This is a genomic window from Pseudomonas sp. NEEL19 (assembly GCF_028751975.1).
In the GTDB taxonomy this organism is placed as follows: Bacteria; Pseudomonadota; Gammaproteobacteria; order Pseudomonadales; family Pseudomonadaceae; genus Aquipseudomonas; species Aquipseudomonas juntendi.
In genome coordinates, this window is record NZ_CP081491.1 from 4,413,463 (window position 1) to 4,428,579 (window position 15,117).

Below are 15,117 nucleotides of genomic sequence, written 5' to 3' on the forward strand. Positions count from 1 at the left end.
GGCCCTTTGCTACTCTCCCCTCTCCAAGGTCAACACTTTTTCAATCGCATCTCTGAATCCCGGTTTTTGAATGATGCGGCCCTTGGAGTCCGAAACCTCGCCACGAGGCCCGATTATCTGTCCCATCTGACGCAGATTATCCTCATCGATTGCAAACCTCAGCGCCGATATTTCAACCTCCCTCAGCCGAAAGTATGTTTCAGGTGTTTTTCCTTCAACCGCACCTAAAAAAATGGGCGTCATGCCACTAGAAAGCTGTCGACGCATCTTTGATTTTAACGCCTTCAACTCCTTTACCAGCAAAGAAACATTTAACTTCAGCACCGGATCTTCGATACTCAAGACCCAAGATAATGCATCAGAGAATTGATGCGTTGGAGCTGGCATCGATGCTTGTTTCCAAGCATGGATTAGCAATCTGTAATGTTCCCCTGTCGGATTCACAATCGATTTTTCACTGGGTACTGCCAACCCGCGAGCTTGTCCCATAGCCAGCAGAGCTCTGTATGAGAAGTCCTTTACCTCAAGGCTCGCAGCAATCTTACAAGCTTCGTTGATCGCCTCCAGACTTCGACGACGTCGAGAGTCACTTGCTTCGAATATCAACCTTTCAAATACCACTTCTGGAAGCTCACTCGTCATTCTCGTCTCCATGCGCACCAGAGGTAAGCGATACGTAATTCGAAAAAATCGCCTTGATTTCGGATGTTATGGGAGTCAAACCAGCTTGATATTCATCAACATCCAATATCATTAACTTCCCTGAGATCAAATTATCGATTCTTTCCCAAGAATGCAGACGACTCATCAGCAACGAATTTAACTGATTGCATGCAGCAAGCTTTTGCGCATTTGTAAGCTTATACATTGCTGGCCGCAACCCGTTATTAGCTGCCATCCTGTCGATCATTTCTGAAATCAATGGTAAGGCACGAGATGGGTTCGCAGATCTGTAAATAGTTGCATTTTGACAGATTTCGGATAGCAGATGGTAGGTCGACTCTGAGGCCCTGAAGCTCATCTCCTTCAGGTCTTCCGAGACAACTAACTTAAGCTCTGCCTCACTATTTTCTGACTCAGTGTGATCTATTGCTTTTACGCAATCCATTACGTAGCGATTAACAGCCCCATAGTCACGTAACAACACTTCGAGCTTTGCTGCACTTTGTTGCTGTTGAGCGACTGAACGTTTACGGTCCAGCTCCCGATCAAAAGATAGATCTTTGATGCTCGCATCGTACCAGGCGCTTTCCAACTCATCCAGTTCAGCTGTATAAGCTTGATATCTACCGCTTTCATCATGAATTTCAAGAGCCATCTCATTCGCCAATGAAACCAATCCTCCTAAGAATGCTATCCCTGAAACAAAGAAACGGCAACGAGGACAATTTTTCTGTCCTAAATACCCAGCTTCAACTGCGGCATATACATTCTCAATGAGATCACCACCTATATTGCAGGCGGCAGCCGACATCGGGCATATTCCCCAATCAAAAATTACGTTTGCAGATTTTGTCGATGATTTTTCGAAAAAAATTCTATTCCCGTCAGTTGCAATCAAATTCCTAGCTTGCGATTGCAAGCCATTGGCAAGCACGTTTCGCACCAAATCATCACAGGCGGTATATTCAGCACGCTTCTCGGCCTCTTGCATAGGCCTCCGCATTTGGTGTTCCTTAAGACTCACATAGTGAATGGTCATGACGAGCGCTGCATGCCCAACCAGCTTCGACACTATATGTATCGGCGCATCCCCGTCCGCTATATAGGCGGTGATGAGGCTAACCCTCAAGCAGTGAGGAGTGTAGTCACTTAGGTAACGAGGTCCGTACTGACTGTTTTTCCTGGCTAGATCTTCCCCACCCCGTTGAATGAGATAAAGTAGCTTAGGCAATGTGGTCTGGAAGGCCGTTGCCGTTGTAATAGGCTGACCCGTTTTATCTTGTCGAAAAAGAAAGCATTGGCTACCCCGAGATTTCAAAATCTCACTATTGACCTCTGTGTGTGTTTTTATCGAAGTCCATGGCGTTGGGTAATCAAGCGGTGCATATCTTTCCTGCCAGTCCCTCAATACCAACAACCAATACGCCAAATCCTCTGGAATCCATTCGACTTCGTATCCTTTATCACGAGCACCAGTTTTATTGGTTGTGCAATAGAACTTCGGATATCCATTTACTCCTTTTTGAACTGCCGCCTGAGGTGTACTGTTCCTGGTGCCACGCGAAGCAAGATGCCCAGTATTCTTCCTCCACTCAATTGTACCAGTTTCCATGTCAACAACTCCTACCTCTCGGTCAGCCTCTCCGCTATCCAGCCACAGAATCTGTTGCCCCCGTAAGGGAAACCTTAGCAAGGTATAAAGCGCTACAAATCGAACCGGAGACCATACCTGATACACAACTACTCTACGCCGTTTCCCATCAACAACCCGCTCAATTCGCTCAAGCTTTCGCCATACCGTATGAGGATCATCGACATCAATTTTCGAAAATTGGACATCAAGCCAATCTCCGCGGCTATCGAAGAACTCTTGGAGATGCTCTAACTGGCTTAGGGACACGCGTCGTGATAGGGACATCTCATAATCAGGAACGAGGTAGTTTCTAGCTCTCAAAATATACTCGTAACCAAGCGAGGGTTTATTCGTCTGACCTAGTTTAGAATAGCCCAAACCTTTGGCAAATCCGGCTAGGATGCTAGAAAACGGATTTCTGAAGTCGTTTAGTACGACGCTCTCATACCCATCGACATCTGTACATTCTTCGTCGAGAACCCACTGAAAAAATGTCGAAATTGACGTGTGTATCTGCTGCCTCAGCGACTCTGCCTGAGACTCAATCAATGATATATACAGCGCAGCATTAAACTTATTAGCCCTTAATAATAAAAATTTTGGATCATCAGGTAAATTTAATTCGTGGAAATATCCGTTTATCAGCACCCTCAACGCCATGCGACGTATTGCATAATTTGTTTGAAATCTCAAATATTTCTCATATACATCGCACAAGCATGGGTAGCTATCTGAATAATCAGGAGCTATTTCCAGCGAAAGAAAGTCTTGTATACTGATCCAGCCTTTGTGCTTGAAGGCTCGATAGGGAGCACTCGGCAGCCGAGGATCCTGCTTATATCCGTCTCTATACTCGGCATATGACTTAAATCCAAAATTTGCGACAGCTTTTTTTGCTTCTTCATATGTTTTGTAATTCCTGTCGCGCTCAACCCCAAGGAAATTTGGCCATCCTGGCCATGGAAGAAAGTGACTCTTAGGATCGCACGGAAGACGAGTATCCAGTTTATATTTAGCTCTATAGTCAGACGCACTTATTATCCCCAACCGCTTAGCAGCGGCGCTAGCCTCGGCCAAATCACTATAAAAAAGCGGCTTAAAGAAACGAAACAAAAACTTCCAACTGACCCAGCCTTTAGAAGCGTACTCCGACCAAGGCGCACAGGGTAATTTTTTGTCTTCCTTACGCCTAACCAAATACTCTTTTTTACTCGTAATTCCCAATTTATGCACCGCCTGCTCCATCTCTGAATAGGTCGGATAAAATTTAGACTTCTGCCTATCAAAAAAATCATACCAATTAGTCCAGCCGCGGCCAGAATAAGCCTTTTCAGGGCTAGATGGGAGCCGGGGATCTTCGTAATATCTTTTCCGATAATCCGGAACACTCACAATCCCCAGCTTTTTTGTCGCTTGCTTAGCCTCTTCATAGCTCGCGTATATAGCAACCAGCTCATCTGAAAGGAACGCCCCCCACCCTTCCCAACCTGTTTTCGCGTAGACTTCATTTGGATTACACCTCAGTTTTTTATCGGCTAAGTAACGGTTTTTATATTCTTTCCTGTTGTGTACGCCTAGCCTTCTAGCTGCGCTTTTTGCTTCTTCATAGGTTGGATAAGCTTTCTCATAATCGTCCTGGAAGAAATGCCTCCAAGATTTGCATTCATCGTAATACCGTACGGGATCTGAAGGCAGGCGTGAGTCTTCCTTATAACGAGCCACGTATTCTTGCTGAGTTGAAACACCTAGAAACCTCGCTGCAGCCTGAGCTTGCGACAACGATTCGTATAAGTCTGGCTTTGCCTTATTCAGAAACACATACCAACAATCCCATCCTTTCCCCGCAAAGAAAACTGGGGGATTTGATGGCAATCCCGGATGCTCCTTGTATCGACTCCTATATTGACCGGCAGTACATATGTCAAGCGCGGCAATTATTTGACAAGCCTCATCATAGCTACAATAAGATTCTTTTGGCATCTTTACTCTCATGCACTTTAGTTTATTGCGGCGGCGAACGTAAAGCGTAGTTCAATATATCGCCACTTTCCACCACTCTCAGACCATTTGTAAATGGCAGGCTAGAAACATCGACCATCTGAGCTGATAACCAGATAAAAATACAGCTTAATGTTCACCTTCATTTGGATAGCCCCAGACAGAGATTCGCAAACAGGCATATTAATGTCGGGCACAGACATCTCTCATCTGACGTATTTTGTGATGCTACTAAAACATCATCACCACACGAACATATTCTATGAAAGACCTAATCGTTGTACTGCGCGACACCTCCCCTTTACCAGTTCTTGACGCATGCACCTGGGAACGGCTATCAGGCGAACCTCACACTGTCAATCTGAACTCGTACACATCGGAAGATGGATCGAAGATAATGGGCACATGGATATGCACGCCCGGTAAATGGCGCGTGGCCTATACCAAATGGGAGTACTGCGACTTCCAAGAAGGTTATTGCGTGATTACCCCCGATGGTAAGCAGCCACTTCACCTCAAAGCAGGCGACAAATTTATTATTGAGCCTGGCTTTTCCGGAACTTGGGAAGTAGTAGAGACCGTACGCAAATATTTTGTATTCTCTTAAATGTCAAATGGCAGCGCCGCGCCATCGCGTCGGCGCATGACCATGATCGCGGATCTGAAGGACGAACAGACGTCACGCCTTCGAATTCTGCCAAGCGGGACATAGATGCGGAAGACTTTGTGCGGTGCAACCTCACGACTGGCTCAGTGTTGAGTGAAGATGGCCCGGGAGGAACAGGGCGATCTTCTGGAGCTGACTCAAGCCTGAGGAGGCCTGTTGTAAACCACTTTTTTTCACTGTAAACCACAGTGGTTTACAGTGAAAAAAAGTGGTTTACAACGTAGCTACGACACGCGCTCTGGCGACTCCCCAGGCCAACGCGCTCGTCATTGATTCGTTCGGCCGGGTGTCGAACGCTTCCTCATACAGCGCGGTTCCCGACGGCGCGTACACACCGATAAACAGCTGCGTTGCGCCTATCCGCGAAAGCCTTACCTGCACGTCGAGATAAGATCCGTCATTCAGGATCTCTTCGTGGGTCCGGTGATGAAGCGTAGGATCTGCCCAGCTCCAATAAACATCTCCGCGCAAACGCATGCAGCCCCCTGCAACCGATGGATAGCGATGGATAGCGATGGATTCCAAGCTAGCCAAAGCGAGGCGGCAATCAAGCCGATCTAAGCTGTTTGTGAGTCGCGCCCGACAAGTGACCACCTTGGAGTGACTTCGAACAGCCCCAATCGATTACGCAAAGCAGAAGACTCACGACGCGGTCCGATTGATCAGCGAGACGGTCGGGAGGGTTTGCACACAGCCAAAAAAAAGCAGCTCCCGAGAGCTGCTTTTTTCTTACTCCCCCTTTTTGTGCTTGTGGGGTTTCAGGTCCGGATGGTCCTTCTGCTTTTCAGGGGTGACTCGCTGCCTTTTGTCCGGAGTGCCATCTTCATTGGTGCGCTTTGGGCCTGGCTTGATGCTCATGCAAAACTTCCTTTTCCGCTTGGGTTGTTGAATGCAGCTATGTAATTAGTCCAGCTTCTCTCAGCTGTCAAAGCAGGCTGGTGCAGAACCGCCTGGCCGATGATCCGGTCCACATCGAACATTCAGAGGCCAGAATAAGAGCCTCCGACAACGGGCTTGCAAGGGGCTGTGAAATCCAGCGCTGAGCGATACGAAGACGTCTGGACGTTCATCATGCCGAGCACGGTGTGGAACAGGTTGTCGTGGCTCAGCGGTGACGTGGTTTGAGCTTTCAAACAACCCACGTTGACCTTTTCGCTCTTCGCGAGCGAGTCAGACATCCAAAGTACCAACGGCACCTTTGTTTGCTCGTCAGGAGCCATCGCGTAAGGCAGCCCGTGCAGATAGAGCCCACCCTCCCCCAGCGATTCGCCATGGTCCGAAACGTACATCAGCGCAGTGTCGAACTTGGTGTTGGCCGCCAGGATATCGATGAGATTTGCAGTCACATAATCGGTGTAGAGGATTGAGTTGTCGTAGGCATTGACCACCTCCTCCTGCTTACATTTGTCGAGCTCGTTGGTCTCGCACACCGGTGCGAATTTCTTGAATTGCGAGGGGTAGCGCTTGTAGTAGGCCGGGCCGTGACTGCCTTTGTAGTGGAGCACCAGGACAGCATCGCCTTCCTGGCGCTTGATGAAGTCTTGCATCTCCGTGAGCAGCACCCCGTCCTTACACTCCTCGCTGGTGCACAGTTGGGAATCCGCGTGAGAGGCAGCCTTGTGGTTGGGAACCCTGTCGCAGACCCCTTTGCACCCCGAGTTGTTGTCAGTCCACATGACACTGATGCCAGCGCGTTGAAGCACGTCGAGCAGCCCTTCTCGGCTCTTGGCCAAGCCATCTTTGTACTGGGCCTTACCCACGTCCAGGAACATGCATGGCAGCGAGACCGCGGTAGCGGTACCGCAGGAGCTCACGTTCGTGAAGCTAATGACATTTCGCTTTTCTAGTTCCGGATTCGTTTCACGGGAGTAGCCGTTGAGGGAGAAGTTGGCGGAGCGAGCGGTCTCTCCTACTGCCAGTACCAGCAGCCTGGGTTTACGAGCCGCACCCTGTCGATTAACTACCGCATCAGTACCAATGGCCGTCAGCGTTTTAGGTGAGGCCAGCTGACGCTTCAGGTATCCATGGCCAGCCGCAAACAAGTTGGTAGGTACCAGGATCAGCCGGATCTCCCGATTATTGCGCAGCAAGGAGGCATACGACTGGTACTGACTCAACGCGATGCCAGATAAGGTCAACAGAGCGAGCGACAGAGCAATGAACCTGCTGACCAAAGCTTTGGCCCAAGACTTGCGCCGGAGGGGAACCCGGGCGATCAGGTAGACGGGCAACACCCCAACCATTGCGACCCAAAGACCGAGCTTCCAATTCAGCAGCTCGGTTGCCTCAGCGACGTCGGTCTCCACAACGTTGGTGAACATTGTGTAATCGATCACGATGCCGTAGGCATTCATGAAGTAACTCGCGAAAGACGCGCTGATCAGTACCAGACACAGCAAGGGTTTGGCCAGCCGCCCCCATGACAGCAAGCTCAGCACGGAAAACACCCACGCGAACACTATGACTGGGAGGCTAGCCGCTAGCAGCCAGTTCACTTCGTCGGTTTTGAATACCAGCTTCCAGAGCACATTCCAGAGCTCAGCATTCGCGAATAGCAGTAACCAAAAAGTTACCAGGCCGATTAGCAGATTAGTACTGATTCCTTCCTGCCGGGCATTGCGAATAGCAAAGATCCATTTGCTTAACAGGGTGTAAACAATGGATTTTGAATGTGTCATTATCAAACTCTGAGAGGCTGCTTATCCATGGCGTTCGCTATGGAGTTAGCGGGAGCAGCTATGCAAACCATCGACAGATGCTGAGCGATTGCGCAATGTGCGGAGCGCCAGAGGCCTTAGGTCCCTTGGCGTTGGAGACGCTTAGAATGTGTGAGGCATAGGGATAAAAGAGAAATAAATCTTGCTGAGCGCATTATTTCTGGCACTTGATAACGACACGATGACCTCGTGATTACAATGCTGACAGAAATACAATAACTGCTGTTTTGATTGCCATGATTCGCGCTATGATCAAAATTAGGGGAGCACTGCCCATTCAGCGCAGAGCACCGCTCAGCTAGATAAATTTAACTTCACAAACAAAACGGCTTTGTTTTGTCGTAGGCTAATTCTGAACTTTCACTTGAACTTATAAGTCTTTCTTGCGAGCAGAACATTATTTTCAACTTTTGCTCGTTAATATGTCACCCATCAATGAGGGGCGAATACCATGAGCTTTTTCAAAAATTTCCTGGGCGGACACCATGGCCGTGGAAACCACGGCGGAGGCAAGCACCACAGCGGAGGACATGGGGCCGAGCAATATGACCGCCATGGCCGGCAGCAGGGCTGCGACGGCGGCAACCAGGTGTATGACGGCGGGCGCCCTGCCACTCCAGCCCCCATTAAAGATCTGCAGGCCTGCAGACAGTGCCGGACGGCCAACGATGCGTCAGCACGCTTTTGTCTAAACTGCGGAACACCACTATCGAGTGGTTGCACCGCCTGCGGCTCGTTGCTGAGTGCAGGAGCAAGATTTTGCAGCCAGTGTGGCCAAGCGACGCTCTGAGGCTAGGCAGACAGGAAGGCCAACGAGACCACAACCCTGCGCAAGGAGAAATACGTGGGTTCAAATCATGACCATGGCAGCGCTGCAGTACGCGAGGGGCATCAGAAGAAGCTAATCATGGCGCTCGCCTTGACTGGCAGCTTCATGATTGCAGAAGTGATCGGTGCGTGGATTACCGGCAGCCTGGCGCTGCTGTCGGACGCATCTCACATGTTCACAGATACTGCCGCCTTGGCGATATCACTGATTGCACTTCAGATAGCCAAGCGGCCGGCGGATCAAAAAAGAACCTTCGGCTATGCGCGTCTGGAGATTCTGGCTTCGACGTTCAATGCCGTGCTGCTCTTTCTCGTGGCGATGTACATCTTGTACGAGGCCTACCAGCGCTTCTTCATGCCGGCGGAGATCGCTACCGGAGCGATGATGTGGATCGCAATCGCCGGCCTGATCATCAACCTAATCTCGATGCGCCTTCTGGCATCAGCGAGCAACGAAAGCCTCAACGTCAAAGGAGCCTACCTCGAAGTTTGGAGCGACATGCTCGGCTCGCTAGGCGTAATCATCGCGGCGCTCATCATCCGCTTCACCGGCTGGACCTGGGTCGACACGATTGTCGCTGTGGCAATCGGCCTTTGGGTACTGCCGCGGACGTGGCAGCTGCTTCGCGAAAGCCTGGAAATCCTCATGGAGGGTGTGCCGAGGGGGCTCGACGTTACGGCAATCGAGGCCACGATCCTCGGGGTAGATGGCGTCACGGACGTACATGACTTGCACGTCTGGGCCGTCAGCAGTGGCAGCAACGTGATGACGTCGCACGTTGTAATACGGGATTCTGCAGATGGGGATGCTGTGTTGGCGGCCGTCGTGGAAGCTGTCAGCGATGCATTTGAAATCCATCACTGCACCATCCAGATCGAGCGGGCAGCTTTCCACGAGAGCGTTCCCTCGCCTTCGCACTGATCGATCGGTAAACACCATGCAAACACATCACCCTCCTGGCTGAGGGTGATGCTGCAATAGAAATGCGGTGAGGGATGGCGTAAACGGCAGGAGCGCTTCGAGAGGGGTTGGTGAATGGCTTCGCCTGCCCCCTTCCACAACCTCCAGAAGGCTCAGCGATGGCTTGGATCATCACGAAGTACCTACTCACTGCCGGTATAGTGATTCTCGTATCAGAGCTGGCGAAACGCAGTGACAAGCTGGGCGGCCTGGTCGCCGCCCTACCCTTGGTCACGGTGTTGACGCTGGTCTGGCTCTATTTGGAGAACCAGAGCATGGAGAAGATCTCCAACCATGCCTGGTACACGTTCTGGTACGTGCTTCCGACCCTGCCGATGTTTATCGCTTTTCCGTTGCTGCTACCTAAGCTCGGCTTTTGGCCGACACTGATCAGCAGCATCCTCATCACAATGGCCAGCTTCGGGGGCTTCGTCATACTGCTGCGCCGGTTCGGCATTGAGCTTCTATGATCCGGTGGCCGTAGGGATCATCTTGATGAGTCTTAACGGCTATTAACGCACTCGCCCTTCACCAGGTAGCGAACCATGTGCAGTTCGCCTTTCGAGTCTTCGTAGGTCATCATGCTTCTTACATTCCCGCAGTACCGCACGCTGGGTGATACATACACCAACTTACCAACGTCCAGGTCCATGCCGTAGGCGTAGTCTTCTAGTTGAGGCATGGGCTTTTTTACGCGTTGAGCATAATCCGCAGTAGCCTCTCTAGCAGAACGCTCTATGCGTTGATTGATCTCCATACCGCTTTGGGCATTGGCTGTTAGTGATGTTAAGAGCATAAACACGGCGATCGCTGATACAGTAGTGTTCATAAGAAGTCCCTTAATAAAAAAGCGCCCGTAGGGGGGCGCTAAAATTCACCTACCAAAGGAGCGTATGGTTTACAGGTGAATGCACTGGCGCGAACAACTGCTCGATGCTCTTGCCAAGCTGCTTTGAAATGAGACATTTTCCAAAGCAGCGATGCCTCTTCCGCTCCCCTTAAACTAGCAAAGGAGGCTAACACCAAGATGATCGCGCAATTACAATTTGGACATGTAATAGATTGTAAGATAATTATTCGAGAGAATATCGAATCGCCACGTGAACTAATTTGCAGAAAGGCGCTGCGGTTTGCGGCCGTGCATGGGGTCTGCCTGCGTGGCGCCCTCGACCCAAGGCCAGTACCAGTCCTTGTAAGCTAACGACCGAAATGCTGCCTGTCCTGGCCGATCCCACCTGCCAGGCGAATCTGTCATACACCGCCGCAGGCCCCAGAATCCGCTATGCTTAGGGGTGGAGCCTGCATGACTGTCAGAAATCTTGCGGCTACATTACAAATTTGTAGGATTTCGCCGCGGCCAGCTTCTTCGCGTTAAGATTCAAGCGTCTTCAGGTGACCCGGCGTATGGACAGAGGTAGCGACTACCACATGCCATACCCTCAGCCAAACTTTCGAACAGCCTGCAACCATAATCTTGGCGGATTAGGCCAACTCCTTCCTCACACCTTGAGATAAGTTATGCGCGTTCTAGTTGTGGAAGACGAAATTAAAACTGCCGAATATCTTCAGCAGGGCCTATCCGAAAGCGGGTATGTCGTAGATATCGTGCACAACGGTGTAGATGCCCTGCACTTGTTCAACACTAATGTCTATTCGTTGGTCCTCCTGGACGTGAACCTCCCGGGTATCGACGGTTGGGACCTGCTGGAAACCATCAGGAAAACCAGCCGGGTTCGCATCATCATGCTGACCGCCCGCGGTCGCATCAATGACAAGCTCAAGGGCTTGGACGGCGGCGCGGATGACTACCTCGTGAAGCCCTTCGAATTTCCAGAGTTGCTTGCTCGCATCCGCTCGCTGCAGCGCCGTGGCGATGAATTAGTCGAGAAGAGCTCACTTAAAATTGCAGACCTGGAACTCGACTCGGTGCGCCACCGGGTCTTCCGCGGCGGCACTCGCATCGATCTCACTACCAAGGAGTTTGCGCTCCTGCACCTGCTCATGAGCAGAACGGGCGAAGCGCTGACTCGTTCCCAAATCATCTCGTTGGTGTGGGATATGAATTTCGACTGCGACACCAATGTCATCGATGTCGCCATCCGGCGCTTGCGCTCGAAAATCGATGACCCGTTTGAAACCAAGCTCATTCACACGCTTCGTGGCGTTGGGTACGTTTTTGAGGAACGCGCATGAGGCCATTCAGCCTGGCTGCAAAGCTGGGGTTAAAAGTTGGGTTGATGAGCGCAGCATTGCTGCTTCTGTTCGCCACCTTCGGCTATCTGATGGTTGGCAAGGCTCTGGAAAGAAATGCCAGAGCGGATCTGGAAGTAAAGATGGCGGGGATGGCGCACAACCTGTCCACCATCCCGGACATCTCCGGCGTCAACGCGGATGCGCATCAGCTTGTCGATTTGGTCATGGGCCACAACAACCTGTATGTGAGCATATTCGACACCTCACAGAATCAGACTCCCCTGCTCTCGATTGGCTCGAAACAGGTCAATCTGGAGGTGCACAAGTTTCAGCCGGCAGCCCAGCCCAAAGAGCACGAATGGCGGGATACGCAGGACCGTCCTTTGCTAAGTGCTTCTCGGATCATGCGCTTGGGAGATGGAACAGAGGTCAGCGTCTATATGACCATGGACCAGTCATCCAGTGAGGCACTGCTTGATGCGTTGCTGACTTGGGCCTTGATGATGTCTCCCGTCATCCTCGCGCTGATCCTGGCCATTGGCTGGTGGACTGTGCGCAGAGGCCTGCTGCCGCTGACCAAGTTCCTCAAGATCGCGTCGAAGATCTCAACCGAGAGCCTCGACCATCGCCTTCCAACTGATGGGATGCCGGCAGAACTCAAAATGCTCGCCGACGGGATTAACATCATGCTGGCTCGCCTGGATGATGGGGTTCAGCAGCTATCGCAGTTCTCTGACGACCTCGCTCACGAACTACGGGCACCGCTCTCCAACCTGATGGGCAAGGCCCAGGTTGCCTTGACCAGAGAGCGATCACTTTCCGAGTACCGGGAGGTTCTGGAGTCGTGCACAGAAGAGTTGGACCGCATGAGCCGCATGGTTTCCGACATGCTGTTCTTGGCCCAGGTCAGTCACCCAGCATCCATGGTGGAATTCGAACCCGTGTCCCTGGTCGACGAGGTTCAGCGCGTGTGCGACCTCTTCAGCATTTCGGCAGAGGAAGGCGAGATCCAGTTGCAGATCTCTGGTAGTGATGATGTGGTACGCGGGAACCGTCTGATGGTTCAACGGGCCGTCTCGAACCTCGTGTCGAATGCGATCCGCTACTGCCCTCGCGGCCGCACGGTCTACGTGAAGGTACAGCATAGTGCGAGCGGTACGACGTTGAGTGTTGGAAACCCCGGCCGCGGGATCGCCAAGGAACACCATGCGCACTTGTTTGAGCGGTTCTACCGCGTGGACAAGAGCCGAGCACGGAGCGAAGGCGGTACCGGTCTTGGCTTGGCCATCGTGCAGTCGATCATGAGCCTGCACCAAGGGTCGGCGAGCGTGGAGGTGACCGAAGAAAACTTCACCTGGTTCCACCTTCACTTTCCTGCAGCCCAGTTGATGCAGCCGGCAATGAACGCTGCTTAAACCGCGCAGACATGAATAGGCCCGTCCATCGACGGGCCTTTTTGTTTGCCTCAATGCATCAGTGCCGGAGGACCACAGGGTCCATGGGCGACCGCAGAATCACCGACTTGATGATCTTCTGCTCGTCAGGATTGGCATTCTTCCACAGGTGGGAGAAGTACTGAGCATTCACTTTCTCTTGAGCACTTACGCTGCCGGCGGCATCGATCAGGCGCATGGTCGAGTAGACACAGATCAGCGCGAGAATGAAGAACGCCGTGGCGACCACCATCACATAACGCTTGGCCAGCACCGGAGCACGCTTGAGCTCCTGGATAGAGGCATCCGCAGCCTTTGTCGCTGCTGTAAGCTCCGAGATCAGTGGCTGGATGGCGGTGTCGACTCCCCGGCATGCAGCTGAATACGCTGAAGCAGCGGCGCGCAAGGCAACCTCTTCCGCGTTCGACCAAGCCTTCTCCGCCTTTCGCACCTCCTCCTGAATCTGCCGGCCGACAGCGCCCACCTGCTCCACCAGTTCGTTCGACCTCTCCAGAACAGCGCTGGAGGTGCGCGTCTGCGAGGTCAGCTCATCGAGCTGGACAGTGAGTTTTTCAGTGCAGCGGCGAAAGTCACCGATAGCAACTGCCCAGGGCTCTATGTCATTCATGGCTATCTCCTAGGGCGGCCAACAACGCCGCGCTGAATTAACGCGCTAGATATCAAAATTGTAATTTAAGATAAAATTCGAAGTCGCCCTCGACAGTGCCGAGATAGACATGATCCTTCCAGATTTGAGGATTTAACGCATCCTATCTGCAGCCAAAATTACGGAATTGTAATTATTGACTCACCTTGTCGTTAGCTTCGCGTTCCTAAACTACAAACCAACAAAGGCCGCTATTCAGGCAGGCCTAGTATGAACCGAGGTTCACAATGAAATTTGTCAAATCTATCGCTATTGGCAGCCTGCTGCTGGGTCTCATGGGTACCGCTTACGCTGAAGGCGGCTTCGAGCGAGCGAAACAGTTCAACGAGAACTTCCGAACCGAACAGGCTCGCCTATGGAGCGATGACTCTTCGGACCAGAACAAACAACAAGTCGCTCAAGAGCAAAAGAAAGAAAGCAAGGATGGTAAGGAACAAGCCGACAATTAATCGGCGGTTAAATAGGACTTCAAATGACGAAAGTAATCGACAAAAAAGCCAGGGTAAAACCTGGTTTTTTTGTGCATGGAATTTAGCCTTCGTTCTTGCGAGGCGTTCCCACATTGCTTTCTCCAGCCAGACCCTCGGCACCTTGTTCGGTGCGTTTCCAATGGCACAGCAGGAGCTGGCTAGCGTTCGCTTCCGTGATCGCTGTGCAAGCCAGATCAGCAGGCATTCCATCCTTGCTATCTCTCAAGCGCCTGGACAGGTAGAACGAGCCATCCCGCGGCCACTTGGCAGAATCCTTGAGGTTCTCGGACTTCCCGCTGCTGTAAAACTCCGACGAATAAGAGCGGCGGCCAGGATAGATCAAGGGAGCGGAATGAGCAGACTGCACATTGAGCCAAGCTTGAACGACATCTCGCTGATTCTGAGGGCGCTCCTCTAGTACCCCGGCGTAGATGATGCCCGCACCGCTGATTGGCAACACCAATGCGCTCGCAGCGGCAGCCCAGGTGGTCTTCGGGCCAACTTCGCTGACCCGTGCAGACAGCAGCAATGCCCACGCTGGCAGCGCGGGTAGCAGGTAGGTCCACAGAATGTTGCCTGCAAATGTGAAGAAGACTGGTGTCGCCAAGGCCCACAGCCAGAGGTAGGCTTCGAAGCGCTGCATCGATCCACGCTTGCGGATCAACAGTGGTAGAAACAAGGCCCATGGCAGTAGCGACAATCCGAGCTGGATCCAGATGCTGCCGTACGGCTTGGCATGTGCACTACCATAGAGGTCCCCTGCCCAGTTACTGACGACGTAGCGGCTCCAGTGCTCACCAACGAAGAAGTACTCCATGAAGCCGGGCGTTTTCATCTCGGCCGCGACATACCATGGCACGGATATCCCGACACTTTGGTTGGTACTG

14 protein-coding genes and 1 pseudogene are annotated in these 15,117 nt (G+C 51.8%); 7 read left to right on the forward strand and 8 right to left on the reverse strand.

What is annotated here, in order from left to right:
- Window positions 1-9: 9 nt before the first annotated feature.
- Window positions 10-642: a gamma-mobile-trio protein GmtX gene (gmtX, locus tag K4A76_RS19665; RefSeq protein ID WP_049696531.1), complete on the reverse strand. Its 633-nt coding sequence runs from the start codon at window positions 640-642 to the stop codon at window positions 10-12.
- The gene (locus K4A76_RS19670; RefSeq protein WP_159971676.1) at window positions 632-4,276 is read right to left on the reverse strand and encodes a VPA1269 family protein; all 3,645 of its coding nucleotides are present in this window, start codon (window positions 4,274-4,276) and stop codon (window positions 632-634) included. The genes gmtX and K4A76_RS19670 overlap by 11 nt, the downstream gene beginning before the upstream one ends.
- A 280-nt stretch (window positions 4,277-4,556) precedes the next feature.
- Between K4A76_RS19670 and K4A76_RS19675 the strand changes: the two genes are divergently transcribed.
- Window positions 4,557-4,901 carry a cupin domain-containing protein gene (locus tag K4A76_RS19675; protein WP_080992906.1) on the forward strand — a complete coding sequence of 115 codons (345 nt, stop codon included), beginning with the start codon at window positions 4,557-4,559 and terminating at the stop codon, window positions 4,899-4,901.
- 273 nt (window positions 4,902-5,174) lie between these two features.
- Here the strand turns inward: K4A76_RS19675 and K4A76_RS19680 are convergent, their stop codons facing one another.
- From K4A76_RS19680 to K4A76_RS19690, 3 genes are all read right to left on the reverse strand, one after another.
- Window positions 5,175-5,438, reverse strand: coding sequence for a hypothetical protein (locus tag K4A76_RS19680; protein WP_049696532.1), 264 nt, complete (start codon window positions 5,436-5,438; stop codon window positions 5,175-5,177).
- Between the two features lie 252 nt (window positions 5,439-5,690).
- Window positions 5,691-5,819: a hypothetical protein gene (locus K4A76_RS19685; protein WP_003253468.1), complete on the reverse strand. Its 129-nt coding sequence runs from the start codon at window positions 5,817-5,819 to the stop codon at window positions 5,691-5,693.
- A 122-nt stretch (window positions 5,820-5,941) separates the two neighbouring features.
- Window positions 5,942-7,639 carry a phosphoethanolamine transferase gene (locus K4A76_RS19690; RefSeq protein ID WP_049696533.1) on the reverse strand — a complete coding sequence of 566 codons (1,698 nt, stop codon included), beginning with the start codon at window positions 7,637-7,639 and terminating at the stop codon, window positions 5,942-5,944.
- A gap of 490 nt (window positions 7,640-8,129) precedes the next feature.
- Here K4A76_RS19690 and K4A76_RS19695 point away from each other — a divergent pair, with 490 nt between their 5' ends.
- From K4A76_RS19695 to K4A76_RS19705, 3 genes are all read left to right on the forward strand, one after another.
- Entirely contained in the window at window positions 8,130-8,468 is a 339-nt protein-coding gene (locus K4A76_RS19695) for a zinc ribbon domain-containing protein (protein ID WP_080992907.1), read from the forward strand.
- Between the two features lie 54 nt (window positions 8,469-8,522).
- Complete coding sequence (locus K4A76_RS19700; RefSeq protein WP_049696535.1) at window positions 8,523-9,428, forward strand: cation diffusion facilitator family transporter; 906 nt, start codon at window positions 8,523-8,525, stop codon at window positions 9,426-9,428.
- 158 nt (window positions 9,429-9,586) lie between these two features.
- Window positions 9,587-9,937, forward strand: a complete 351-nt coding sequence (locus K4A76_RS19705) for a DUF3147 family protein (RefSeq protein ID WP_049696536.1) — start codon at window positions 9,587-9,589, stop codon at window positions 9,935-9,937.
- Between the two features lie 32 nt (window positions 9,938-9,969).
- Here K4A76_RS19705 and K4A76_RS19710 read toward each other — a convergent pair whose 3' ends face one another.
- Complete coding sequence (locus tag K4A76_RS19710; protein WP_049696537.1) at window positions 9,970-10,296, reverse strand: DUF2790 domain-containing protein; 327 nt, start codon at window positions 10,294-10,296, stop codon at window positions 9,970-9,972.
- A gap of 689 nt (window positions 10,297-10,985) precedes the next feature.
- Here K4A76_RS19710 and K4A76_RS19715 point away from each other — a divergent pair.
- Both K4A76_RS19715 and K4A76_RS19720 read left to right on the forward strand, forming a co-directional pair.
- Window positions 10,986-11,660 (forward strand): heavy metal response regulator transcription factor, encoded by a 675-nt coding sequence (locus tag K4A76_RS19715; RefSeq protein WP_003253457.1) that lies wholly within the window; start codon window positions 10,986-10,988, stop codon window positions 11,658-11,660.
- The gene (locus tag K4A76_RS19720) at window positions 11,657-13,075 is read left to right on the forward strand and encodes a heavy metal sensor histidine kinase (RefSeq protein ID WP_049696538.1); all 1,419 of its coding nucleotides are present in this window, start codon (window positions 11,657-11,659) and stop codon (window positions 13,073-13,075) included. Before K4A76_RS19715 ends, K4A76_RS19720 begins: the two co-directional genes overlap by 4 nt.
- Window positions 13,076-13,133: 58 nt before the next feature.
- Here K4A76_RS19720 and K4A76_RS19725 read toward each other — a convergent pair whose 3' ends face one another.
- Window positions 13,134-13,721, reverse strand: coding sequence for a hypothetical protein (locus tag K4A76_RS19725; RefSeq protein WP_049696539.1), 588 nt, complete (start codon window positions 13,719-13,721; stop codon window positions 13,134-13,136).
- A 266-nt stretch (window positions 13,722-13,987) separates the two neighbouring features.
- Here K4A76_RS19725 and K4A76_RS19730 point away from each other — a divergent pair, with 266 nt between their 5' ends.
- Window positions 13,988-14,209, forward strand: a complete 222-nt coding sequence (locus K4A76_RS19730) for a hypothetical protein (RefSeq protein WP_003253450.1) — start codon at window positions 13,988-13,990, stop codon at window positions 14,207-14,209.
- An 82-nt stretch (window positions 14,210-14,291) separates the two neighbouring features.
- Here K4A76_RS19730 and K4A76_RS19735 read toward each other — a convergent pair.
- A pseudogene (locus K4A76_RS19735) lies at window positions 14,292-15,098 on the reverse strand (phospholipid carrier-dependent glycosyltransferase); the annotation flags it as partial.
- Window positions 15,099-15,117: the final 19 nt, after the last annotated feature.

Bases quoted from the DNA above. Each gene is read 5' to 3' on its own strand.
- gmtX (WP_049696531.1), bottom strand. From the start codon at position 642: ATGACGAGTGAGCTTCCAGAAGTGGTATTTGAAAGGTTGATATTCGAA.
- K4A76_RS19670 (WP_159971676.1), bottom strand. From the start codon at position 4,276: ATGCCAAAAGAATCTTATTGTAGCTATGATGAGGCTTGTCAAATAATT.
- K4A76_RS19675 (WP_080992906.1), top strand. From the start codon at position 4,557: ATGAAAGACCTAATCGTTGTACTGCGCGACACCTCCCCTTTACCAGTT.
- K4A76_RS19680 (WP_049696532.1), bottom strand. From the start codon at position 5,438: ATGCGTTTGCGCGGAGATGTTTATTGGAGCTGGGCAGATCCTACGCTT.
- K4A76_RS19685 (WP_003253468.1), bottom strand. From the start codon at position 5,819: ATGAGCATCAAGCCAGGCCCAAAGCGCACCAATGAAGATGGCACTCCG.
- K4A76_RS19690 (WP_049696533.1), bottom strand. From the start codon at position 7,639: ATGACACATTCAAAATCCATTGTTTACACCCTGTTAAGCAAATGGATC.
- K4A76_RS19695 (WP_080992907.1), top strand. From the start codon at position 8,130: ATGAGCTTTTTCAAAAATTTCCTGGGCGGACACCATGGCCGTGGAAAC.
- K4A76_RS19705 (WP_049696536.1), top strand. From the start codon at position 9,587: ATGGCTTGGATCATCACGAAGTACCTACTCACTGCCGGTATAGTGATT.
- K4A76_RS19710 (WP_049696537.1), bottom strand. From the start codon at position 10,296: ATGAACACTACTGTATCAGCGATCGCCGTGTTTATGCTCTTAACATCA.
- K4A76_RS19715 (WP_003253457.1), top strand. From the start codon at position 10,986: ATGCGCGTTCTAGTTGTGGAAGACGAAATTAAAACTGCCGAATATCTT.
- K4A76_RS19720 (WP_049696538.1), top strand. From the start codon at position 11,657: ATGAGGCCATTCAGCCTGGCTGCAAAGCTGGGGTTAAAAGTTGGGTTG.
- K4A76_RS19725 (WP_049696539.1), bottom strand. From the start codon at position 13,721: ATGAATGACATAGAGCCCTGGGCAGTTGCTATCGGTGACTTTCGCCGC.
- K4A76_RS19730 (WP_003253450.1), top strand. From the start codon at position 13,988: ATGAAATTTGTCAAATCTATCGCTATTGGCAGCCTGCTGCTGGGTCTC.